The organism is Paraburkholderia sediminicola, assembly GCF_046030555.1.
GTDB classification, from domain to species: domain Bacteria; phylum Pseudomonadota; class Gammaproteobacteria; order Burkholderiales; family Burkholderiaceae; genus Paraburkholderia; species Paraburkholderia sediminicola_E.
The window spans coordinates 23067-46379 of sequence record NZ_JAQQCH010000003.1; the positions used below are offsets into that span (position 1 = coordinate 23067).

General features: G+C 59.3%; 18 protein-coding genes. 9 read left to right on the forward strand and 9 right to left on the reverse strand.

Annotated features, from left to right (window positions below; translation table 11 throughout):
- Positions 1 to 19: 19 nt before the first annotated feature.
- The 6 genes from PQQ52_RS05880 to tssM all read left to right on the forward strand — a co-directional run bounded on the left by PQQ52_RS05880 (position 20) and on the right by tssM (position 10563).
- Entirely contained in the window at positions 20 to 2377 is a 2358-nt protein-coding gene (locus tag PQQ52_RS05880; RefSeq protein WP_408207795.1) for a hypothetical protein, read from the forward strand.
- Position 2378: 1 nt separating this feature from the next.
- On the forward strand, positions 2379 to 3098 hold the full coding sequence (locus PQQ52_RS05885) for a hypothetical protein (protein ID WP_408207798.1): 720 nt from the start codon (positions 2379 to 2381) through the stop codon (positions 3096 to 3098).
- A gap of 231 nt (positions 3099 to 3329) precedes the next feature.
- A complete protein-coding gene (locus PQQ52_RS05890; RefSeq protein ID WP_408207801.1) occupies positions 3330 to 4022 on the forward strand; it encodes a hypothetical protein in 693 nt (230 codons plus the stop codon).
- Positions 4013 to 4780, forward strand: coding sequence for a hypothetical protein (locus PQQ52_RS05895; RefSeq protein ID WP_408207804.1), 768 nt, complete (start codon positions 4013 to 4015; stop codon positions 4778 to 4780). The genes PQQ52_RS05890 and PQQ52_RS05895 overlap by 10 nt, the downstream gene beginning before the upstream one ends.
- 427 nt (positions 4781 to 5207) lie before the next feature.
- Entirely contained in the window at positions 5208 to 6470 is a 1263-nt protein-coding gene (gene tssL / locus PQQ52_RS05900; protein WP_408207806.1) for a type VI secretion system protein TssL, long form, read from the forward strand.
- Between the two features lie 37 nt (positions 6471 to 6507).
- Positions 6508 to 10563, forward strand: a complete 4056-nt coding sequence (tssM, locus tag PQQ52_RS05905; RefSeq protein WP_408207809.1) for a type VI secretion system membrane subunit TssM — start codon at positions 6508 to 6510, stop codon at positions 10561 to 10563.
- A gap of 74 nt (positions 10564 to 10637) precedes the next feature.
- On the opposite strand, the gene PQQ52_RS05910 is transcribed toward tssM, so the two are convergent.
- A complete protein-coding gene (locus PQQ52_RS05910) occupies positions 10638 to 11480 on the reverse strand; it encodes an HTD2 family dehydratase (protein ID WP_408207812.1) in 843 nt (280 codons plus the stop codon).
- Between the two features lie 255 nt (positions 11481 to 11735).
- On the opposite strand from PQQ52_RS05910, the gene PQQ52_RS05915 reads away from it, so the two are divergent.
- Positions 11736 to 12566, forward strand: a complete 831-nt coding sequence (locus PQQ52_RS05915; protein ID WP_408207814.1) for a 2OG-Fe(II) oxygenase — start codon at positions 11736 to 11738, stop codon at positions 12564 to 12566.
- 280 nt (positions 12567 to 12846) lie between these two features.
- On the forward strand, positions 12847 to 14763 hold the full coding sequence (locus PQQ52_RS05920; protein ID WP_408207817.1) for an FUSC family protein: 1917 nt from the start codon (positions 12847 to 12849) through the stop codon (positions 14761 to 14763).
- A 175-nt stretch (positions 14764 to 14938) separates the two neighbouring features.
- Here the strand turns inward: PQQ52_RS05920 and PQQ52_RS05925 are convergent, their stop codons facing one another.
- From PQQ52_RS05925 to PQQ52_RS05940, 4 genes are all read right to left on the reverse strand, one after another.
- Positions 14939 to 15754, reverse strand: coding sequence for a VOC family protein (locus PQQ52_RS05925; protein WP_408207820.1), 816 nt, complete (start codon positions 15752 to 15754; stop codon positions 14939 to 14941).
- 66 nt (positions 15755 to 15820) lie between these two features.
- The gene (locus tag PQQ52_RS05930; RefSeq protein WP_408207823.1) at positions 15821 to 17005 is read right to left on the reverse strand and encodes an ABC transporter substrate-binding protein; all 1185 of its coding nucleotides are present in this window, start codon (positions 17003 to 17005) and stop codon (positions 15821 to 15823) included.
- Positions 17006 to 17233: 228 nt separating this feature from the next.
- Entirely contained in the window at positions 17234 to 17980 is a 747-nt protein-coding gene (locus PQQ52_RS05935; RefSeq protein WP_408207826.1) for a CbtA family protein, read from the reverse strand.
- An 11-nt stretch (positions 17981 to 17991) separates the two neighbouring features.
- A complete protein-coding gene (locus PQQ52_RS05940; protein ID WP_408207829.1) occupies positions 17992 to 18213 on the reverse strand; it encodes a CbtB domain-containing protein in 222 nt (73 codons plus the stop codon).
- A 235-nt stretch (positions 18214 to 18448) separates the two neighbouring features.
- On the opposite strand from PQQ52_RS05940, the gene PQQ52_RS05945 reads away from it, so the two are divergent.
- Positions 18449 to 19120 carry a histidine phosphatase family protein gene (locus PQQ52_RS05945; RefSeq protein WP_408207832.1) on the forward strand — a complete coding sequence of 224 codons (672 nt, stop codon included), beginning with the start codon at positions 18449 to 18451 and terminating at the stop codon, positions 19118 to 19120.
- Positions 19121 to 19157: 37 nt separating this feature from the next.
- On the opposite strand, the gene PQQ52_RS05950 is transcribed toward PQQ52_RS05945, so the two are convergent.
- The 4 genes from PQQ52_RS05950 to PQQ52_RS05965 form a co-directional block, all read right to left on the reverse strand.
- On the reverse strand, positions 19158 to 19598 hold the full coding sequence (locus tag PQQ52_RS05950; protein ID WP_408207834.1) for a hypothetical protein: 441 nt from the start codon (positions 19596 to 19598) through the stop codon (positions 19158 to 19160).
- 153 nt (positions 19599 to 19751) lie between these two features.
- Positions 19752 to 20765: an alpha/beta fold hydrolase gene (locus PQQ52_RS05955; protein ID WP_408207836.1), complete on the reverse strand. Its 1014-nt coding sequence runs from the start codon at positions 20763 to 20765 to the stop codon at positions 19752 to 19754.
- A gap of 42 nt (positions 20766 to 20807) precedes the next feature.
- Positions 20808 to 22166, reverse strand: a complete 1359-nt coding sequence (locus tag PQQ52_RS05960) for an MFS transporter (RefSeq protein ID WP_408207838.1) — start codon at positions 22164 to 22166, stop codon at positions 20808 to 20810.
- On the reverse strand, positions 22163 to 23239 hold the full coding sequence (locus PQQ52_RS05965) for an alpha/beta hydrolase (protein WP_408207841.1): 1077 nt from the start codon (positions 23237 to 23239) through the stop codon (positions 22163 to 22165). The genes PQQ52_RS05960 and PQQ52_RS05965 overlap by 4 nt, the downstream gene beginning before the upstream one ends.
- Between the last annotated feature and the right edge of the window lie 74 nt (positions 23240 to 23313).

The following is a 23313-nucleotide window of genomic DNA, read 5'->3' on the forward strand; positions in this document are numbered from 1 at the left end:
TCACTGAAGGACGTAATCGATGATCATCAGCCCACCGTTTTTACCACCTCAACCGGGACACGAAATGGACTCGGCGGACGCCGGCAATACCATCGTGCCGCATCACGACGTGTGCGCGGCCGGCATGCAGGAATGCGCGCCGGGCAATGGCGCTTATCCTGTTAGCTTCAACCTTGGTTGGCATGGCGGGTCTCATTTCGTCGCGCCGAAGGCTGCTAACGGCCATTCAGAATCGGTGCGCGCAATCGCCGACGGCACCGTGGTCTATGTGAGACAGACATCGCCTGAGGGAACAGCCGCGCTGCAATACCGAGATGTACGTACCGACGACGGTTGCGTGGTGATCAAACACAGCACCGAGATTGGCGAAGGTGACGACGCGAAGGCCACGTATTTCTCCGTCTATATGCATCTGCAGACGGTTGTTGTCTCTCCTACCGCCGTAGGCAAGAAGATTTATCGAAAGGATGTGCTTGGCGTTCCGGGGCAGATCTACGGGCAGCTCGGGCAGATTCATTTCGAGATCGTTTGCAATGACGCGAATCTGAAGAAACTCATCGGACGCGTTACTGGCCCGTTGAATGCAGCCCAAGGACGCGTTGACGCGATCTATGGCGATATCTGGTTCAAAGTCCCCAAGGGGGCGAAGATTTTCGGAAATCAGCCCCACCCCTACCGGGGCGACGCTAGCGAGTCTCCGCTTGGTCCGCATCCGTCGGTACAAATGCAGCAGCCTATCGGGATAACCAGTTCCGATCTGTTCATCCGGATGCACTACGAGAAGACCTGCACTTTAACGACGTTCAGGTTAGCGGAGGATGGACGCAGCATTCAGGTAGGCGAGCCCTTGTCCTCCACAACTACGTTTGAGTACGACCTTTATACCGAAGTCAACCGACTGAATCGGATGTATACCGACGGCAGCACTGCGCCCGCGAATCCGTCACCCAAAGCACCGTCGCCCAGCCTCATCTACGCGATGCTGCGCTTTGGACGGCCGGTTAGTGAGACGATGCCTTCGGACGTGAAGTTTGCCCATTGGCGCAGGGTTGTTACGCCAGAAGGAACCGGCTGGATCAATTTGCACCGGTCGACGACGATTGGGGTGTATAGCGACGCGGACTTCCCTCACTGGGCAGGCTGGAGCCTCATAGATGATGACAGCACGCCCGAGAGTCACTGTGATTCGCCAACTATTACGAAGTGGCTTGACCTGAACGGCGATGGACATGTCACGCATGCAGAAGCAAAGGCAGCGCTGCATAACAACGACGTCGCGAAACGGATGGCACAAGCGATCTGCAAATTCCCAATCGAATGGACTAGACAAAACATTGAGGGGCGCTGGGGATGGGTGCTAACGCAGAACGAAGCGCTGCCCGCGCCGCTGTCGAAGGACGACTTCACGGTGCTGCAGGCGCATATCGAAGCGCTGGCGTTTTGGGAGGACATTCACGACGCTGAATTGCCCCCGGCTGCCGGATGCTGGCATTTTCCGCCGAAAGCGTTTGTGGAGCATTTCAGGAAATGTGGGTGGCGCAGTCTTCGCGAACTGACACAGACATTGCCACGTCGCTCATCCAACGAAGCAGGCGGCAATATCCTCTGGTCAACGGCGAAACAACGATGGTGTGAGGGAAATACGCATCACGGTGTTATGCCCGCCAACATGAACGTTGCCATCAATCGGATGTGGGCGAAGTACGGATTCTCGAGCGTGCAGCGGCAAGCCCACTTTCTTGCACAGATATTTAAGGAGACGGGTGCTCTTCAGTCGACTGTCGAACGTGGCGACGATCGCTATTTTTGCACTATGTACGAGATCTTGACGCCGCAGGAAGCAGGTGACGATTTTGACCATAAGCATCATTGGCTAGAGGCAATGGGTTTTCTGAAAGGGCGGAATCGACAAACATACATGGCGCGGCGTCCCGATGAAATTCAACAGAAGGCGGTCACCCTTGGGAACACACAACCCGGCGACGGACCACGCTTCCGCGGTCGAGGGTTGATACATCTGACAGGGCGTGGAAGTTATAAAGATTATGGAAAATATTGTAGCCGCGACTTCACGACAGACCCGAATCCGCAATTGCTTTCTACGGAGGCAAACGCAGTCGCTGACTCGGCCGGCTATTTCTGGATCAGCAAGGTCATGCAATCTCCCAATACAGGTGCGCTGCGTAGTGGAATGAACATTCATCGTCGAGCTGATGTGGGTACTGGGGAAGCAAACGTTGCAGCCATTACGACGCCCGTCAACGGCGCAAGCAATGGTCTTCCGGAACGCAAGGAATTTTTCCGTTATGTCTATTTCATTCTCGGTGACACCACATCCCTGCCGCCAGGATTCGTTAAACAGGTTGAGGATCAATAACGTGCTGACTATCCGTGGTTTTCAGCATGTGCTTATCGCCTTGATTTTCGCGAGCGCAGCGATGGGTGCGCATGCACTGGATTATTCAAAAATATCTTCCTCCGGGCTTTCGAAGAATAGCGCTCGGATGAAACCGTGGCCGCCCGAAGATGCCACGCGTTGCGGCGTCGATCTGTTCTATCCAGCCCTGAAAAATTTCTTCGACCAAGAAATTAAACCTGAATGTGTTGGCTCATATCATTCGAAAGAGGGGGCTGGAATCGTTTTCGACTATACGTTCGGATCCGATCCCCAGGAGACACAAAAATCGATTGATATAAGTGTTATCCCGATTGGAATAGATAAATTTGTCGGCACGTCAAATCAAAAAAAATCCAGTGTGGTTGAAATCGTCGATGGCCAACCTCGAGTGATGCATTGGGCTGGACTCGGAAACGAATGCCACAACTTATTGCGAACGTCGATCACCCCAATTTCAACCACCAACTGGCAAGGTTGGACTGTCGAAGATGTCTACGGCAAGAGTCGAATCAAGACGCGCGACTGCCGAATTTTTTCTCCTGAGTACCGTTGCATCTCTTTTGTCGTTGGAAATAGTGAAATGTCGGCTGAATTTGGCGGTGCCTGTTTCCCGCGGAAACGGACCCTGAGTCTCAACAATGGGATCAGTTACGACCTGTTCATGAAAATGGTGAAGTCGATACGTTTCAGAGAGCCGTGACGCTCCTCTTGCTGCTGCCAACTCGCCGCAGAACTCGATCTTCCATGAGCCAATCATCGCAGCACGCTCGCTTCCAAGAAAATACACTGAAGCAGCATCGGACCTGGACAGCAACTTCAGCAGAAATGTCGCGTCGCTGGCTGGCTGGCTGGCTGGCTCAGCACCAAACTCAGTTTGCTTTTTTGCGCAACAAAAGCTTGAAATCATTCAGATCATCGATAGAGCGTGCACATGAAAAAACGAGGCTTGTTGCCTATTACACAAAGATTTATGCGCCACCTGACAATTGCATGTTCTCTCGCATTCCTTGCGATCCACGCAAAAGCCGATGCGGGGTGTGTTGACCAACAAAAAGCAGACGGCAATCTTCCCGGTCTGACCAATGCAACTGTTCGCGCCATCGCATGCAATCAATCGGACATGAACGGCGACATTTCCATCGATGTCTATTTGAATGGAAAGCACGCAACGACGTTGCGCACCAGTTACGAAAGCCCTGCGTATGTGCTGTCACTTGACACGTCGATCAGATTCGGCGAAGGCACAACGCAGGGGCTCGGTGTATCAACGGGAAAAGGCCGTGACGGAACTGGCATGCATTACTGGAAAATCCCAAAGACGGGTGCGCCGACAGTTGATCTCGGAGATGCGCCTACTCTCGAACCTGATGATTTCATGCCCGGCACCTTTTCCACGCTTGTTTCGAGTACAGGAAAGTACCAGGCAGTCAGGTATTTTTACGAGATAAAGCACGATCGCCTTGTCGTCACAAAAGCGGTCGGCTTCTCTCTGTCTAATCCCCAAACTTATGTGTCGACTCTGATGGCCGTCGCGCTATCCGGGGAAAGCGTCATCAAGCGACGACGCACGTTATCTGTGGAGAAGGCAAACATGTGCATGGCCGGAAAAATAGCATGCTGGTAATCGCGCAGTGCTTAAAGATCAAGTTATCTACTATGAAACGTATACCGCGTCGCAGACTTAGACGTTCCGCAAACGAAGCACCGACGCACGCTCGCCGCATCGGTTACGTCGCTGTTGTGTGGCGGAACCACCGGCCAATTGTCAAGAATTTCATTATGTTGATCAGTCACCAAGACCATCGAGGGCGACCAACGAATCGCGCACTGCAGGTTTTCATATTTTCAATACTTTTTTCACTTTCAGCACTTGACGCTGCCGCAAAAGATATTTATCGGCTCGTGGGTATGGCACCTCTTGACGGGGCCAATGCCTTAGTCACTCGAAACCTTGATTTACCTATCGACCCGGCATCGTCCAGCGCCATAACGCGTGATGGCGGTAATTTTATCCTACACAAATACGGCACACTTTACTCTACGAATTTTACGTGCAGCATGGCAGGCAGTGAATATTCAAAGCATGAATATCCACGCGATTTTTATCGTCTTAATATCTTTGAAAATCAAATCGGACTAGATCATTTCCTTAGGAGGAAGTTCCACTCCAGCTCTAAAGGCTGGACTAATTTTTACATATTGGGCAATTCGACTTCACCAGCTTGCGCCACCCTTCGTTATAGCACTTTACATGCATCGAGTAACGAACTCGTGCTTGTTCAGCTGCCGTACGTTTATTTATTCGCGAAGCAAATCGACGCCTTTGCAGGCTCGGAAAAGGCTTTGACTGCAAAAAGGCAAAAACAAACGTTGAACATCTGATTTGCGAGAATCCAGATCTTGTAAAAATGGATTCAACAGTGAATCGCGGCTTTAAGAATATGCAAAATGAATTCTCCAAAGAAATATCCTATGAAGATCCGATAAGAATTGATCAGCTTAAATGGATATCGCACGTCAGAAACAGATGCTTGACAAGCGAATGTCTTGTGATCGCATATAAAGATCGAATTGAATACATAAGGAAAAAAATATCCGACGAATACCCATCCTATCCGGATGAGGAGGAGGCTTACGATTGATTAGGGAATATATTTTTTTAACTTGGTGAAAACCATGTCCACATGAATTCGGCGATCACAGTGGACTATGGACATCAGTGATTTTTATCGCCTGTCGCGTTGCGTCCGGTTGCCCCGACGCATCACTCGACGCTATTCGCACGAAACTCACTACGAGATATTTTTTAATGAGTAGTCAACTGAGTGAAGTCACCTCGTCGTCGAAAGACGGATATTCTTCATCGATTCCCGGCAAAACTAGGCCCGCGACTCCGCCGACCACCGACTCCGGTGCCCGTCAGCTTGAGATCGAGCGAGCGAAAAACCCACTCCTCAAAGCAACCGCCCCCCTCCTTCGCGCACTAGCCGACATGCCCGAGTACCTCGAGGCGGACGCCATCCCTGAACTCCGCTCACTACTCGAACAAGAAGTCCGCACGTTCCAGAAGCTCTGCGAACAAACCACCATCCGCCGCGACCACGTGCTCGGTGCAAGCTATTGCCTATGCACCGCACTCGACGAAGCCGCCATGCAGACAACCTGGGGCAGAGCTGGCGACAGCGGTGTCGAATGGATCACAACCGGTCTCGCTTCGACTTTCCATGAGGACCGTAAAGGCGGCGACAAGGTCTACCTGCTAATCGGCCGTCTCATGAGCGAGCCGAAAGAGCACATCGATCTGCTCGAGGTGATCTACCGCATCCTCAGCCTTGGATTCCTCGGCCGCTATCGCTTCGAAGCAGACGGTCATCGCAAGCACGACACAGTACGTCAGCGTCTTTACAGCGAAATCACAGCGCAGCGCGGTCCTGTGCCGGCCGCGCTGTCGCCTCACTGGGAGGGCGACACGCGGGGCCGCAGCCGACCGTTCTACGACTTCCCTGTCTGGATCACCGTGACCGTGCTATCGCTGATCCTGCTCGCGATGTTCGGTTACGCGAAATACGACTTGATGACGCACAGCGCCGTGGTGGAGAAACAGATCTCGGACATCGCTCGCATGACGCCACCTCCCGCCTCACCGAGCCTTCACCTGAAGGAACTACTCAAGGACGAGATCGCGGCGGGCAAGGTCAGCGTCGATGAAGACGATCACCACAGCACGGTGACGTTCCACGGCGACGACATGTTCGTAGCCGGCAAGGCGACCGTCAACGCATCGATGCAGCCGCTCATCAACAAGATTGCCGCCGAAGTCGTCAAGGTGCCGGGCAAAGTCACTGTCATCGGTCACACCGACAACACACCGATCCGCAGCCGCACGTTCGGCTCGAACCAGGCGCTGTCGGAAGAACGCGCCACGCAGGTGATGCAGTTGCTGCAGGACGTGGGCGTTCCCGCGAACCGACTTGAAGCAATCGGCAAAGGTGATGCAGCGCCAATCGCAGATAACAAGGCGTTCCAGGGACGCGCGCAGAACCGCCGCGTTGAGATCAACGTCGCGGAATGACCGCCCCGGCGGAATCGTGGGCTTTCGGGATTTGAGAATGAAGAAGTTATCGTTTCTGGTGTCGCGACAGTTTCTGGCTTTGATCGCGCTTATTGTCGTCGGACTAGTGATCTGGTTTGTCGGGCCGCTCGTCGGCTTCAACGGCATCAAGCCGCTTGCCGGCATCGGCATGCGGGTTCTGACAATCGCCATGCTGCTGGCCGGCTTGCTGCTTTGGCTGGCCGGCTGGTCGACCAGCATTGTCTTTGTGACGTTGATATGCCTGTTGATCTGGTATGCCGCGCCGCTGTTCACCGTGGGGCACGCGCAGCCGTTCGAGCCGGAGTCATCGCGCGGGATTGCAATTGCTGTTGTGCTCGGCGTGTTCGCGATCTATTGGATCTTCCGCCTATGGCACCGGATGCGTACCGACGAGCAGTTCCTCTCACGGCTACTTGAATTTGGCGGCAAGCAGGAAAAATCGCCCGCCGCCGAACAACTGCGAGAAGTGAGCCAGATCGTCAACAGCGCACTGGAGCGCTTGAAGTCGATGCGCACCGGTGCGCGCGGACTCGGCCGCTTGTTCCAAGGCAAGCGCTATCTGTACGAACTGCCGTGGTATGTCACGCTCGGGTCGAAAGACGCGGGCAAAACCACAGCCGTGCTGAATGCCGGGCTCGTATTTCCCGTCGCAGAACAGATGCAGCAGGCTGTCGGCAAACTGGACGGAAATAGCGGTACCAGGCATGTTGACTGGTGGCTGACCAATCACGCCGTGCTGCTCGACACAGCAGGTCGCTACACACGCCATGGCGTGACTCGCGTGGGTGAGCAATCGGCAGCGACCGTTGAACTATCCGCCAGCGTAGACAACAACAAGGCCGTTACCGCGGGCGATGCAGACGGCGGTATCAAAACCGATAGCGGCACCCAGCCAGCGAAGGGAGCCAACAAAACAGTTCCCGTCGATCCCGCCGACGTCGCTCGCGCCGCCAACATCGCAGAATGGCTCGGTTTCCTCGCGCTGTTGCGCAAACACCGTCCCCGCGCGCCCATCAACGGCGCAATACTGGCGGTCGATCTCGCCGAACTGACTAGCGATGACGTCCATGCCCGCCTAGCCGAAGCAGCAGCGTTGCGCGCACGGCTCGCGGAATTACGCACCGAACTGGGCATTCGCTTCCCCGTCTATCTCGTGATCACAAAGATGGACCGCCTGGGTGGTTTCAGCGAGTACTTTGGCTCTCTAACGGCCGAAGGCCGCTCGCAGACGTGGGGTTTCACGCTGCCGTACGGAAAGGAGACCATCGCTAAGGAAGGACTGCGTGCACGTTGCATGTCCGAACTGGGGTTGCTCGCATTGCGCCTTGCCGATGGCGTGAACACGCGCCTGCAGGACGAATACGATACGCATAAACGCCGGAGACTCGCGGCACTGAGCGAGGAATTCGCGGCGCTTGTCCGCCCTCTGGGAGCGCTGATCGATAGTGTGTTTCTCGATTCCCGCTACGACTCGACCCAGCTTCACGCGACGCTGCGCGGCGTTTATTTCACCAGTGCGGCTCAAGCCGACAGCGCAGTCGTTGCCGAGCGACAAACTATCGTGCAGCGTCTCTGGAGCGCGCTTGCGCGCCGGCCTCAGTCGCAGAAACCCGTCACGTGCGGTCACCAGAGCTACTTTCTGCATGACCTCCTGACGAAGGTCGTATTCCGTGAAGCGCATCTGGTGCGGCCAAACCTGCGCTGGGAATTCCGTTTTCGGCTTCTGCGTCTGGTCAGTCATGCGTTAGCGGTATTGATGTTTGCATGGCTTGCCAGCGGCGTGTGGGTAAGTCTCGGACACAACCGCGCCTATCTTGACGCCATCTCACGTAAAACTCAGGCGCTGTCGGCAAAGGTCACGGCGCTCTACAGGACCCCGAAACCTGAGGCCGTGCCCGATACGCTCACCGATGCCCGCTATCTCGCGACATATCCGGGACTTGATCTGTCAGCACCGGACAGTGCGTATCGCTACGGCCTTTTTACCGGCACGAAAGTCGTGGCCGAAAGCCGTCACGCCTATGACGCGCTTGAAGACAATCTACTGCTGCCGCAGATCGTGCGCCGCATGGAAACGGTGCTGTCGGAGGCCATTGCCGGCAAGGATGCCAACACGGCCTACCAGACCTTGCGCGCGTATCTGATGTTGCAGGACAAGGCCAAGTACAACGCCGATGAAGTCAAGGCGTGGGTACTGTCAGACTGGGCGCGAACAGACAGCGCATCAGTGTTCGGTGGACGTGCTTCGATGATCGAACATGTGGCGCAACTCTTCTCAGGGGATCGCATCGTGCAGTCGCCTTTCGTCAGAAACGACACGTTGATCCAGCATGCCCGCGCGTTTCTCGACACGAACAATGCGACCCAACGCCTCTATGAACGGGCAAAGGCGGCCATGCAGAAAGAAGCCCCCGAGGAGTTCACGCTGCTGCGTGCCGTCGGCCCGCAGGCGGGCACGGTCTTTACGCGGGCCAATGGCGAGCCGCTCGCACGCGGCGTTCCTGGCCTCTTTACCTATGATGGCTATCGCAACCTGTTCGACAAACGTCTGCCGGAATTCGTCCAGATGGCGCGCGATGACGATGCATGGGTGATGGGCCACAGCCTGCTCGGCGATGCTCAAAAAAAAACGTCTGAAATTGTGAGCGGTGCCGGCATAGGTGACGATCCGCTTACCGAAGAAATCCGCAGGCAATATCTAACGGAATACGCGCAACGTTGGGACACGTTCCTGTCGACTATCAGGACCGTGACAGGGACGAGTCTCGCGTTCAACCTCCAGGTATTGCGCAGCTTCGCGGCGCCCGATTCACCGCTTTCAAGGCTGGCTCGTGCGGCAGTCAGGGAGACGACGCTAACCCGCACGGACGCCGGCGACGAGAAGTCGTTCCTGCAGAAGGCCGCGGGGCAACTGGGACAGAAGACCGATCAGGCGTTGGGCATCCGCGCCGAAGAGCGTCTGGAGCGCGAAATCGTCGATGATCATTTTGCAGCGTTGCGCGAGGTGGTAACAGGTAGCGGCGAAGTGAAAACGTCAGCGCAGACGGTTACTCAACCCACGGCGCAAAGCGGCCCGCCACAACTCGATGGCCTCACGAGCCAATTGAACAACTACTACACGGTATTGACGGTCGCCGACAACGCACTGACGAACAACAGCATGCCTCCCGCCAGCGACGCCGCGGTGAAACTCAAGTTGACGGCGGACACGCTGCCCGCGCCGTTTCGTGAAGTCATGCGGGATCTGGCGATCCAGGGTTCGCGAGAAGTCAATCAGGGCATTGGTCAACTGCTGTCACGCCAGATTGTCGCGACCATTGGCGATGCATGCCGGGTGACGGTCGACGGTAATTATCCGTTTGCGTCCGAAAGCAAACAGGACGTGAATACCGATGATTTCACGCGCGTATTCGCCCAGGGCGGCGTAATTGACGACTTCTTTGTGAAGACGCTGGCACCGTTCGTCGATACGTCGGCGAAGCCGTGGCGCTATAAAACGCTTCCCGGCGCAACCGAACCGATGCAGGGGCCAAGTCTGGTGCCATTCGAGCGAGCGAAAGCCATTCGGGACGTGTTCTTCACTGACCCGGGGCAGAAAAAGCTCGCGTGGAAGGCCGACATCACCATCCCCGAACTCGATCCGACGATCACGGGGCTCGTGCTCGATATCGACGGTCAGAGCGAGCAATACCGGCACGGACCCGTCAGGCCATTCTCCATCACGTGGCCTGGGCCACGCGGCGGCGCACATGCGGAAATCTCAGCGAACCCGCGCGTTCGTCCGGATACCTCAGCCATCGCGACCGACGGTCCCTGGGCGCTGCTGCGTCTGCTAGGTAAAGGGACGCTGATCAACACGGCGACCCGTGGACGCACGCGCGTTGAATTCGATTTCGATGGACGCAAGGCCGTGCTCGATATTGCAAGCGCAGGCAGTGTCGCCAATCCATTGACAGGCGACGTTCTGCGGGGTTTTCAATGTCCAGGTTCGATGGCCATGTTCAATTTGCCGGACAGCGGGCCGCCGGTGGGATTGCCAGCGGGGTTGCCGTCGGCGCGGACAGGGAATTGACATAGAACAGCGGGTCATACGGTGCGACGTACGGCCAATCGTGCCCCGCTCGAACAACACCGACACCGCGCATCTCAGGCAAGCGCCGCCGTAGCACGCATGGTCAGATAACCGTCGTGATCTTTGGCCCACAAGTCGATGGTCTTACCGTCGGCAGAAGGTTTGCCACACACCGTGAAAGGCTGTCCAGCGAAAGTCGGCCGCACCGCCTTGAACGCGAAGCTTTGCAGCGTTGCATCCGGTTGCTCACGGCGCACCAGATCGACCAGCAGGGTCGCAATCAACGGGCCATGTACGATCAGGCCGGGATAGCCTTCCACCCCGGTCACATACGGATAGTCGTAATGGATGCGATGGCTATTGAAGGTCAACGCCGAATAACGGAACAACATCACAGCGTCCGCATCGACGGTGCGGCGCCACGTTTCGCCCTCTGGCGCAGGCGCCGCTTGCGGTGGGCGGGCACCCTCCTGCGGCGCATCGCGATAGACGATGTCGTGCTCTTCCTCAAGCTTCAGTTCACCGCCGGCTTCGATTGTGTGCTGCACGGTCACGAACACGAGGCGGCCCGAGCGGCCAGTCTTGTCTTCGATATTGGCGATGGTCGACGTGCGTTTCGCATGCTCGCCGACTTTGAGCGGCGCGTGGAACGTCAGGCGGCCACCGGCCCACATGCGGCGCGGCAGAGGCACCGGTGGCAGAAAGTCGCCGCGCTTCGGATGACCGTCCGGACCGGCATCGGACAGCGGCGAGATCGGCAGAAAGTACAGCCAGTGCCAGAGCGGTGGCACCGAATCGCCACTTTCTTCCTGGCTCAGGGTGGCGGCCATTGCCGTCAGCGGAAAAGCAGTGATGTCGTCTTCGGTCACGGCCTCTTTGTTGAGCCAGTCGTCGAGTTTCTCTGGGGAAGCAGACATGGGCAAAATCTCCGAATGCGCTTGTGGGGCTAAATAGGGTCCTACTATGGGCCTCGCGACGAGGTTTCGCGAAGCTTGCATGTTCGAATCAGGCCTTTGCTCTTGCTTAAGACGCCCCGAATGCCTGCGCAGCAGGTGCGAAAGAGGCGCGACCATAACGATACGTGAATTGGAGAGCAAGAGTCGGAGTGCGTCGCCTTCTGCGCGTGCCTACACTCAGTCATCGTTCGATGAATCGCCTTACGGAGAATGCTCATGAATACGGTCGCGAAGGCTCCGCACTCGCAGTCACCGGAGTTGGAACTGGAAATGGAGCTTGGGTTCGAACCCAAACTGAAACACGCTGGAACACGGGAGGCGGACTCCGGCACCGTCGCCGGCTCGCTCACGCGGCGCATCGACGCAATCGACTGGTTCGATGTCGAACAAGAGATGAATGGCTACGGCTGCGCGATGCTGCCCAATCTGCTCAGTGCGCAGGAATGCGACGCCCTGACCGCGCTCTATCCGCGCGAAGACCTGTATCGCAGCCGCGTCGTGATGGCGCGACATGGTTTTGGCCGAGGTGAATACAAGTACTTTGCGTATCCGCTGCCGCCACTGGTTGCGAATTTGCGCACGGCGCTTTATCCGCGCCTCGCGTCCGTCGCGAATCGCTGGAATGAAGCGATGAATATCGATGTGCGTTATCCGGCCGTGCACGGCGAATTTATTGAGCGCTGCCACGCCGCCGGTCAGTTGCGTCCGACGCCCTTGCTTCTTCAATACGCCAAAGACGACTACAACTGCCTACATCAGGACCTATACGGCGAACACGTGTTCCCGCTTCAGGTCGCGATTCTGCTGTCCGAGCCGGGCGCGGATTTCGCGGGTGGCGAGTTCGTCATGACGGAGCAGCGTCCGCGGATGCAGTCGCGCACGGAAGTCGTGCCGCTCGGCAAGGGCGACGCGGTGGTGTTTGCGGTTCATCACCGGCCGGTGCAAGGTACGCGCGGTGTGTATCGCGTGAATCTGCGGCATGGCGTGAGCCGCCTGCGGTCGGGTCATCGGCACACGCTCGGGGTGATTTTTCACGACGCGACCTGATTGAGTGTCGCTGCTGCGCCGCCGCAAAAATTCGACAACGGTAATTTTGAACCGGTATCATCCGGGAAAACCCGAACCCGCCTGACGTGCTGCGCCACCCTTTGCAGCGCGCCCGGCGTGACTGTTCGAGTGTTATCGCCCGTCGTCGGACGGGGCTTTCAACCGGTGATCCCGGCATGGCGGCCCCATTCGACGATACGAAGCTGGCGGGCTCGCATGCCCGCCTTGTCGCAATCGGCCAAAAGCCGGTGGCGGCCATTTAGCCTGGATATCATCGATCATGATTGCTGCCGCGTTTTCGCGCGTCGCCGACCGCCTGCTGGTTGCGGACCCGGGTCTCGTGCGTCTCCATACCGCGCTGCGCGTTGCGCTTGCCTGCCTGCTAACCGGCATTGCCAGCATCGCGTGGACCGTCTTTCATCACCAACCGATTACCCTCGCCGCACCCGGCATCCTCTTTGCGATGGTGGCGCCTTTGTTCGTGCGCGACGCGCGGCGGCCGGCGTGGTTCGGCACACTGTTCTGTCTTTATCTCTGCGCCTGCGCGTGCTTCGCTGCCGCTGCCGTTCTGAGCCGTTATCCGCTCGCCGGCGATGCCGGCTTTCTGGTCGTGATGTTCGTCGGCATGCTGGTCCAGGCGTGCGGTCCGCGCGCGCTGGGTTGCGCGATGCTGGGCGTGGTGTGTTTCTACCTTGGGCTGTACCTGCATCCTTCGTCCTTCCATCTTGTGCAATCGCTGTTGCTATCCGTGTTCGGCCCGCTGATGGTCGCGCTGGTCGGCCGCGTGATCGTGCCGATGCGGGCGGCTGCCAGTTTCCGGCTCGCCATTCACACGGTGACGTTGCGCGCATCGCGTTTGCTTGCCGCACCGGGCGCGGTGCATCTTTCAGCGTTGAACGAAGCTGCGCTCTCGCTTGAAGAACAATTGGCGTTGCTGAATCCGCCGGATGCCGAGACGATTCGTGAGCGAATTGTCGAAGTGGAAGTCGCGGCTGGGCAGCATGCGTTTGCTTCCGCGCCAACACATAGCGGCGCGCAAGCGAGTGCCGACGTGCTGCGTCACGCGATTGCCCGGCTCAAGGAGATCGCGCATCGGGGCTACGGACAGCGCGCGTCGCCTTTGACGGCCAACGATGCAGGCGCTATTCCCCTGGCGCAACGGCTTACCGATTTGCGCGCGAAGCTCTGCTGGCTGCCCGCCACGCGCGCCACGACTGCGGCTTTTCTCGCGATGCTGATTGGACACTCGCTATCACCTGAACGCTGGTTCTGGGCGGTCATCACGACGTTCGTGGTGTTTCTCGGTACACGCTCACGTGCTGACACGATTTATCGCGGCGCGCAACGTCTCGCCGGGACGCTGGCGGGCGCGTTAGTCAGCGTGTTGCTGGTTGCGCCACTGCATGACTCGCCCGTGCTGCTCGTCGCTGCGATGGTGCTGTGCGTGTTCGGTTGGGCCTACTACATCCTGAGTGCGTATGCGCCGGGGGTGTTTTTCATTACCGTGCTCGTCGGGCTCGTGTATGGCGAGCTGGGCTTCGCGATGGGACCACTGGTTGAGTTGCGGATCGAAGAAGTGCTGGTCGGTTGTCTCGTGTCGTTTGCGGTCGCGATTTTGATGATGCCGCTTGCGGCGACCCGGCATGTGGAGACGAAGCTTGGGGCTGTGCTTGGTACGCTGCGCGAGGTAGTCCGCCAAACAGGCGCTGCGCCTCAAAAGCCTGGAACGGCGCCGGCCATGCGCAAGCTCGATCGCACCTGGCATGATTTGCGGATTGCCCTGAAGCCGCTGCAGACGCAGCGAGTGGTGGTGTGGAATCCCGGCGTCGAACTTGCCACGGGTTCGCTGCTGTGTTGTTTACACTGGGCGCGGGTGTTGAGTGATGCTTCACGGCAAGGTGGGTCGTCGGAAGATGCGGCGCTCAATGCGGTGGATGTCGGCACGGCGCACGTGGAATCGATTGTGGCACGGCTGGATTCGTTGATCGCGCGATATAGCCATGGGGCGGCGGGCCCCGCACGTGCCGACTTGGATGAACGTGTGTCGGTGACTTCTGCCGTTGATGTCGATCCGGCGAAGGCACCGGCACTGGCTCAGTTAGATGGCGCGGTCGCACAGTTGTTTGATCGGTTGACGCACCCGGCTGCCAACACGCGACGAATGTTCAATTTGGCGCTGCGGGGGAGGAACGCATAGGCGGCGTTGGATTTTGATTTCGGTTGCCTATGGCGTTTGGGGGATTGTCGCGCTTGTGAACTTGTCCACAGAAAATGTTCGCAAGGCTGTGGATAACAGCCCCACAACAGCGCCAACTGCTTGATCCACTTAGCTTCCTAAGCGCTGCACGCTGCATGCCGAAAGGCGATTCCCATCACCCCGCGGCGATCTCGAACCACGCGCCATGCGTGCGCTCACGGTCAAGCACCCGCGGCTCCGCTTTACCATCAGCGCGCAAAGCGACACCCAACACCCCTTCCCCACGCGTGTCGAGTTGCCGGCGCAACGCTGCGCCTTCGGCGGTGACGCTCGCGGTATTGACATGCGCGGGGCTTAGCAACACAACGGACGCATCGCCAATCGACACCGTCGCCGACACCGCCCCCAGCCCCGGCAAAGCCACCGTCCGCGTCTCCTGCTTACCGATACCAAGCAACGCCCGATACCGCTGCAAACTCACATTCACGTCATCCACAGCGACCGTCAAACTCGCCACCCCTCGCACGCCGTTCGCATGCTCACGCACCGCGCCTTCAGCCACACGCAGACTACGCGGCGTGATATCCCCGCACAGGAACGGCAAGTCACTGGTCTGGGGCCGGCCCGTCTGCCACTCGAGCCGCGCGCCGTCCGGACGCACACGCCCACCTGGCTGCGGACCGTCGTATTGCAACCCACGCCCATGCGCAGCATCGATCACGGCGCCCACGCTCGACGGCAACAATGCGTAGTCGACAAAGCCATCGCCGTGACGCTGTCCCGCATCCCACCAACGACGCTGCGGCGCCGCCTGCAAAAAGGCGATCAGCTCGATGTAACTGCCGTCGGCGAAACCGATAAGCGCGTTGTGCGTCACGCCATCGGCATGGGTGCCGCCTTGTTGCACGGTGAAACCGAGCGCGGTGAAATCTTCGATGGTCTGCGTCAGGTCGTGGACGCGAATCACGATGTGATCAAGTGAAAGGCTCATAGCGCAAAAGTCGTGAATGTCGTGAATGTCGTGAATGATCGGAGAGCAAGACGGTCAGCGGGATGCCTACTTCTGCGCAACGGTCGCCTTACTCTCAAGCAACGCCCACTTGTCGTTCTTCACCACCACGTTGATGTTTTTCACGCCAATCACACGGCGCGTCGTCGGATCAAAATTAGCCTTGCCGAACACAACGCTCGGAATGTCATGCAGCTTCGGCAACGCGTCGCGCACAGCTTTACGATCGGGACCACCGGCGCGCAGCGCGTAGGCGGCGATGATGACGGCGTCGTACGCATAGGCGTTGAACGCGTCCGGCTCGCGGTGGTATTTCGCTTCGAAGCGTTTGACGAAGCTCTGCACTTCAGGCCCGGATTCACCGGGGAAGAAGCTGGTATTCGTCGCCACGCCGTTGACGGCCGCCCCGCCGAGTTCGAGGAATTTCGGCGAATACACGGAACTGGCCGCGGCGATCGGCAGGTTGATGCCGCTCGTGCGCGCCTGGCGTGCGATCTGCGCGCCGTCGGAATAGTACGAAATCAACACGATGCCATCCGGGTTCGCAGCGCTCACCCGCACCAGCGTCGCGCGGAAATCTTTCTCGGCCGACTGATAACCCTCGGCCGCAACAACTTGCGCGCCCCGTTCATTGGCGGCTTTGACGAAGACGTCTTTGCTGGTGCGCCCCCAATCGGTGTTCAGATAGAGCACGGCGATGCGCTTGAGGCCAAGCGTTTTCACGGCGAGGTCGGCGAGCAGCGGCTGCGCGTCGGCCTGACTGACCGACGGGCTCCAGATGTAGTCGCCACCTTTGGTGAAATCAGGATGCGAGTTGGTGAAGCCGAGCTGCACAAGGCCGGCATGCTGGTAAATCGGCGAGGCTGCCATCGAAGCCGGGCTGGAGAAGTCACCGAGTTCGATCAGGATGCGCGGATCATTGACGAACTTCTGCGCGATCGTGATGGATTGGCGTGGGTCGCTCTGGCTGTCCTCGAAGACGTAGTTCAGCGGACGGCCATTGATGCCGTTATGACTGTTGATCTCATCCAATGCAAGATCGAAGCCGGCCTTCCATTGAGCGCCGTACTGCGCGTTCTGGCCGGTCAGCGGGCCGCTTACGCCGATCAGGATCGGATCGCCCGAAGGCGGTGCCGCTACGGCCGTTGTCGTCGTTATTGCCGACGCGGCGAGCAGCAGAAGTGCCGCGAAGTGAGTGGCCCATGATGGGCGCAGGCTTGATGTGTTCGACATGGCTCCAGGCTCGATTTGCTTGAGATTGGAGTGAGTGTCGGATTTGCCCAGGCTTCGGGCAACCAAGCGATTCGCATATCGTTATACGGTCGGGGAACTTGTCCACAGAAAATGTTCGCAAGCCTGTGGATAACATTCCTGCAAACGCGCCAAGTGCTTGATGTATCTATATTCTTGCGCGTTGCACGTCGGCGCAACCGTCGCGGCGGTTGCGCCCGCTTCATGCCGTCAAAGGTAAGCGGACTTCGTCGCGCTACGCGTCGCGGGAGTCAGCAGTTTGCTCCGCTCAACCATGGCGCCGAACAGCAGCCCAATGGTCGTCCACATAATCACCTGCATCCCGATTGCCGCGACACGAAACTTCCACAGCAGCACCGCTGGGAAAGCTGCCGGCACTTCGTTGATCGCCGGCATCGACAGTTGCACGGCAGCAATGATCACGACAAACACCACCACGGCCACGATCGAGCCATTCCACGCGCCCAGTTTCAGCGCCGCGCGGCGGCGCACCTTCAGCGAGAACACCAGCGCGGCCAGCGAGATTGCGATCATCAGGAAGAACAAGCCCGTGCGCATTCCGATCGTCTCGGGGTCACCCACCGAGGGTGGATTCGCCGGATATTTGATGTTCGGGACGATCACCAGCGCGATAAACGCGCCAAGCGCCAGCCATGCGGACAACGCGCGCGCACTCAAGGCGCCGACGCGGCCATATGCATACGCGAACACCAGCGCGAACAGCCCACCGAATGCCGCGCCATACGTCACCACGCCCGTCAGCAGTCCGAGTCCCGCTTGCGTATCGCGGCTCACCAGTTCGGGTTCGGGTGCTTCGCCTTTGGCGGCGTCGGCCTTTTCCTCGAAAGAAATCGCCTGATCGACTTGCGGTTCGCCCACTAGCCTGGCGAAGCCGAACGTGAGCAATCCCGCGGCGATGCCCGCAAGCATCCCCCGTACCAACAATTTACCAACCATGTTCGACTCCGTTAGTGGCAGGGAAAGCCGAGCAGATGGCGGCCGTCGTGCACGAATTCATGCACGTACATGCCAGGCACCAACGAGGTGGCGCCTTCTTCCGCACCAACGAAATAAATCGCGAGCAACAGCAGCAAGCCGCCGAACACGATCCAGGGCAGCAGTTCACGCAGTGGAATTGGTGTGGGTTGAGCGACAGGCTGAGCCGCGGGATCAAAAACAGCGTTGGTCATAATGGACATCTCCTGGGGGTAACGCGCCCCGATAGTCGATCGAAAAGGATGGTGCGAAGCTCAGGTCTGGCTTTCGGCTCGTGAATACCGATTACAGTGGCGCGACCGCGCCGGGCTCTCACCGGCTTCCGTGCTTCGCAGTGCCGCTATTCTACGCGCTAAACTTTGCCTCCCGGCAACGCAAAGAATGCACGCGGCGTCCCGCTTTAGTCTGGTCTTTATGAATATGAACTGAATGGACACACGGCTCTTACTGATCAGCCACGCATCGACCGCAGCGATGCGCGCGGGCTGCTTCCCCGCCGACGACCCGCTCGATGCACGTGGCCTCGCCGAAGCAGGCGCCGCGCATGCGCGCCTGTCGATTCCGGACGACGCGGCGGTTTTCGTCAGCCCGGCCGTTTGCGCGCGCGATACGGCATCGGCCTTGGGTAAGGGCGCATCAGTCGACGAGGGACTGGCAGACATGGACTACGGCCTGTGGCATGGCCGCCGCCTTGCCGATCTCGCGGTCGAAGCGCCGCAAGACCTCGCCGCATGGACGCACGATCCCGACGCTGCCGCGCATGGCGGCGAGTCATTCAGTCAACTCGTGAAGCGGGTGGGACAGTGGCTCGATGCGCTAAACGATGCGTTGAGCGAGGGCGTGATCCGCGCAACTGACAGCGCATCAAACGATGGAACGAACGAGGCAAAGAACCGTAAGTTAAGCGAAAAAACGAGCGTCATACCGAGCAACACGCAAAATGTGGTCGCTGTCACGCACGCGTCAGTGATCCGGGCCGCCATCGTTCATGCGCTCGGCGCGTCGCCGGCCGTGTTTCCGCGCATCGAGATCGCGCCGCTCTCGATGGTCGAGTTGCGACGCTCGCGCCGCGGCTGGACATGGTGGCCGGCGTCGCAATAACGGCGGCGCGCGGACAGCCCGAAACTCATGTGCCCGCTCACTTGCCCGAGACGACCAACCTCAGCTTGTTCGAACCGGCTCGCGTCAACGTGATATCGGTCCGTTTGGCACGCGTGCCAAGATAAAAATGCTGACGTCCCGGTGAATTCTGGTCATGCGTCGCCTCCGGCAGACACGAGGCGATGTCCGCCGCGACGCCCTGCAGCGCGTCCGCGCTCGAGCCGGCGTCATGGTGCGGCGTCCATGTGCATTGGTAGCTGCCACGGCTCGCCGAACACTGCGCGTCATCACCGTAGGGTTGCGCAACGCCCTTGCCGTCGTCCGGCGTCAGCGAGGCCAAACCGTCCGGCGCCGCCGAGACGATCCGTTTGAGCGACGCGCACGGGCTAGGCGCATCGTCGGCATTCGCACTGTACGGCAGCAGGGCGCTCAGCGATACAGCGGCGATCGCGGCGGCGAGGATTCGGGTCTTGTTCATGTCGGCGCAGTCCTTCGAAAGATAGCTCACGGATGACACTAGCGCAGTAGCACACTTTGTGCCCGTGCGCGCTGGGCGCAACCTGGTGAGCGAAGTCCATCCTCCTGCATAGCCGCGCGCCACATGCCTCGACGGGCGCTTCAAGGACTCACGTTAATCACCTACCCCAAACAACGCGGCCAGCCCAGACGCGGATGCAAAAATCCCCTTCGCATCGTGCCCAACACCGTCGATCACAAACGTATGGTGCTTCGCCGCCGCTTCCGGATGCCTCGACGCCATGTAGCGCGTGTAAGCCAAGCCGCGCGCCAACCGATGCTCGCCCTGGGTCTGCGCAGCGCATGAACGATCGAGTGCAGGATGCTGCGGATCGCAATCCGCGCCGCCGAGCAGCACGGTGACATCGCGACGCGCATAGCGCGATTCGAGCGTGTCAGCGGAACCCGCGCCCCCTCTGCCCGAAGCATAGGCCGGCAAATCCTCAAGTCCATATTTCCAGCGATTGAACGACGGGCACGCTGTCGCATCGAAAGCCTCGAACTTGCCGGACGCGGTCGGCCGCATGACATCGAAGTACACATACGACGAAGGATTCGCGACCACATAGCGCAACGCAATCCCGCGCGCGACGAGCGGCGCCTCACCCTGCGCCACCACGGCATAACGCTGCACCACCTGGCCACCGCCCGAATGTCCGGCGATCACCACGTCGGTCAGCGACGCAAACTGCTCGCGCGACGCCAGCGTCTGCAAGATGGCATCGAGTACATCGAACGAACTGATCGGCGCCGGACCTTCGGCGTTCCCGCCGCCCATCCAGCTAGTCCATTCCCAATGCAGCGTGGACGGCGGCAGCGCATGCGCGCTGACGTCGGCACTGGCGAGAAACTGCGGCACGATTAGCAGCGTATCGGCGGCATCGCCACCCGCCAGCGCGCACGCGTGCTCCGCCAACTCGAAGTACGAGTCCGCATTGCGCAGGCGTCCATGAATCAGGATCACCGCACGCTTGACGTCACGCGTCGGCGCAAGCCAGTCACCGTTCGCGAACACCGGCACGGTGCCGCTGCCCGCATGCGTTTCGACACTCAGATGGCGGCTGGCGACGACGGCGACCGGGCGTTCATTCGGTGCGCGTTCGTCGTCTGTAATCAAAGGCTGGGTCATGCAATAAGCTCTGGTTAATCGAATGAGTCTGGCGAGATGCGTCTAATGCGTGACGAACTGCGCCGTAGCGCCGCCGGGCTCGCGTCCCGAACGCGTGAAATACACCATTGCGAGCGACACGAAACCGGCAAAAATCAGATAGAAGGCCGGCGTCAAACTACTACCGGTCAGATGCGTCAAACCGGTGATGGTGAGCGGCGCCATACCACCGAACAGCGTCACCGCAATGTTGTAAGACAGCGCCACGCCCGCCGAACGGCTACGCACCGGAAACAGCGTCGCGAGCATGCCAGGATGTGAACCGGACATGGCGGCGAGGAACACGGTCGCGACCATCTGCGCGATGAACAAATGCCCCGGCGTCGGATTCGTCACGACAAAGTGATAGAGCGGATATACGCACACCATCCACGCAATGACGATCGGATAGAACAGCCGGTATGCGCCATAACGATCGGCAAGCTTGCCGGACAGCGGAAACAGGAACAGATTCAACACGCCCGACACGAAGGCGCCAAGCAGCGCGGTGGACAGCGGCAAATGCAATTGCCGCTCGACATACACCGACAGATACGAGTGCCATACGTAGTTGGTCGCCGCGCCGATGATGATCACACCCATCGCACAGATCGCGGCGTCGCCGTTATCGCGGAAGAACTGACGCATCGTCACGCGCGGCGGCTTGTCCTTCTGATCGAGCAAACGCTCGAACTCCGGCGACTCGGCCACGCGATGCCGGATATAAAAGCCGAACGGTCCCGCCAGCGCACCAAACAGAAACGGCAAACGCCAGCCCCACGCCACCAGTTGCTCGTGCGTGAGTTGCGTGGTCAGCAGATAGCCGACGCCTGACGAAAGCAGCAATGCGAACGCCTGCGCCGACATGTTGAAGCTGCCGTAGAACATCTTCTTGTGCGGCGGCGCGTACTCGACCAGCATCGCCGAGGCGGTCGCGAACTGCCCGCCCACCGAGAGTCCTTGCAACAGCCGCGCGAACACCACCAGCAAAGGCGCGGCGATGCCAATGCTGGCATAGCCCGGTGTGAGGCCCATCAACAGCGTGCTCGCCGCCATCGAGATGATCAGCAGCGAAAGCGCTTTGCGCCGCCCTGCCCGGTCCGCATAAATGCCGAGCAGAATGCCGCCGATCGGTCGCACGATAAAGCCGACAGCGAACGTGGCGAGCGTCAGCATGATCGACACGAAGCCACCACCGCCGGGAAAAAACACCTGCGCGATGATTTTGGCGAAGTAGCCGTAGATCAGAAAATCGAACCACTCGAGTCCGTTGCCGAGCACCGAGGCGAAGATCGCGCGCCGCACCATCGACGGGCTCAAGCCGTTCGATGCCTCCGTGGTGGGCGCCGCGCCGTCACGCTGATTCAAGCTCGCCTCGCTCATTGCTCGCATCCTTTGGTGTCGAACATCGCCGACAATGCGCAGACTGACGTCAGCATGCGCGCGCCGTTGTGGCCCACGCCCGGGACGATATGAAAGCGCTGCTTCAGACCTTCCGGATGACGCGACTGGATGTACCGGTAATACGCTTCTGCACGCGCAACACGCTGCGGACCTTGCGCTTCGGCGGCACAGCTTTTATCGAGTGCGCTTTGCTGCGGATCGTCGTCCGCGCCGCCGACCAGGTAGTCGATGCGGCGCGACGCATACGTCGCTTCGAGTTGCACCGGCGAGCGGTCGTCGAGATACGGCGGCCGATTGTCCATGCCGTATTTCCATTGATTGAAGTCGGCGCATTGCGCGGCGTCGAACGGCGCCGCCACGCCTTGCGCGTTCGGCCGTTGCGCATCGAAATACGCATACGTCGATGGGCTCGCCACGACGTAGCGCACGTCGATGCCTTCATTCGTCAGCACGTCGATGTTACGCGCCGCCACAGCGTAACGCTGCACGACCTGCCCGCCACCCGAATGCCCGGCGAACACGACGTGCTGCAGATTCGGAAACAGCTTGCGATCCGCGAGGCGCGTAACAATCGCGTCCAGCACCGTGTACGAACTGATGGGCAACGGCGCCCGCGCCGCCTCACCGCCCATCCACGCGTCGCCCGTCCAGCGCAGGAGATCGGCCGGTTCGTCATGCATGCGCGTGTCGAGCGTGGCGAGGAATTGCGGCGCGATCAGGAGCGTGCTGTCGGCGTCCGCGTGAGCCGCCTCGCGCGCATTCTGCGCGGTGCGGAAGTACACGTCGGCGTTGCGCAGCTTGCCGTGAATCACGATCACCGCACGCGTCACCTGCGGTTGCGCGACGTTCCAATCCTTCGACAGATACAGCGGAAATTCAGCTTGCCCTTGCGGCGTGTCGATCGTGAACCGCGTATCCGAGATCGCCGCCACGGGTTTCAGGTGAGATTCGTAGGCATGCACCGCGAATGCCGGTTGCGTGAGCAATGCCACCATGGCGGCGCCCGCTGCCACGCACCCCATCGCCAGACGCCGTGAAAGTTTGAATGTCATGCAGCTTGCTCCTGATAGCCGTGCACTGTCTTGAACGCGGCGCATCGTCAAATCCGTCGTTGAACAACTCAAAA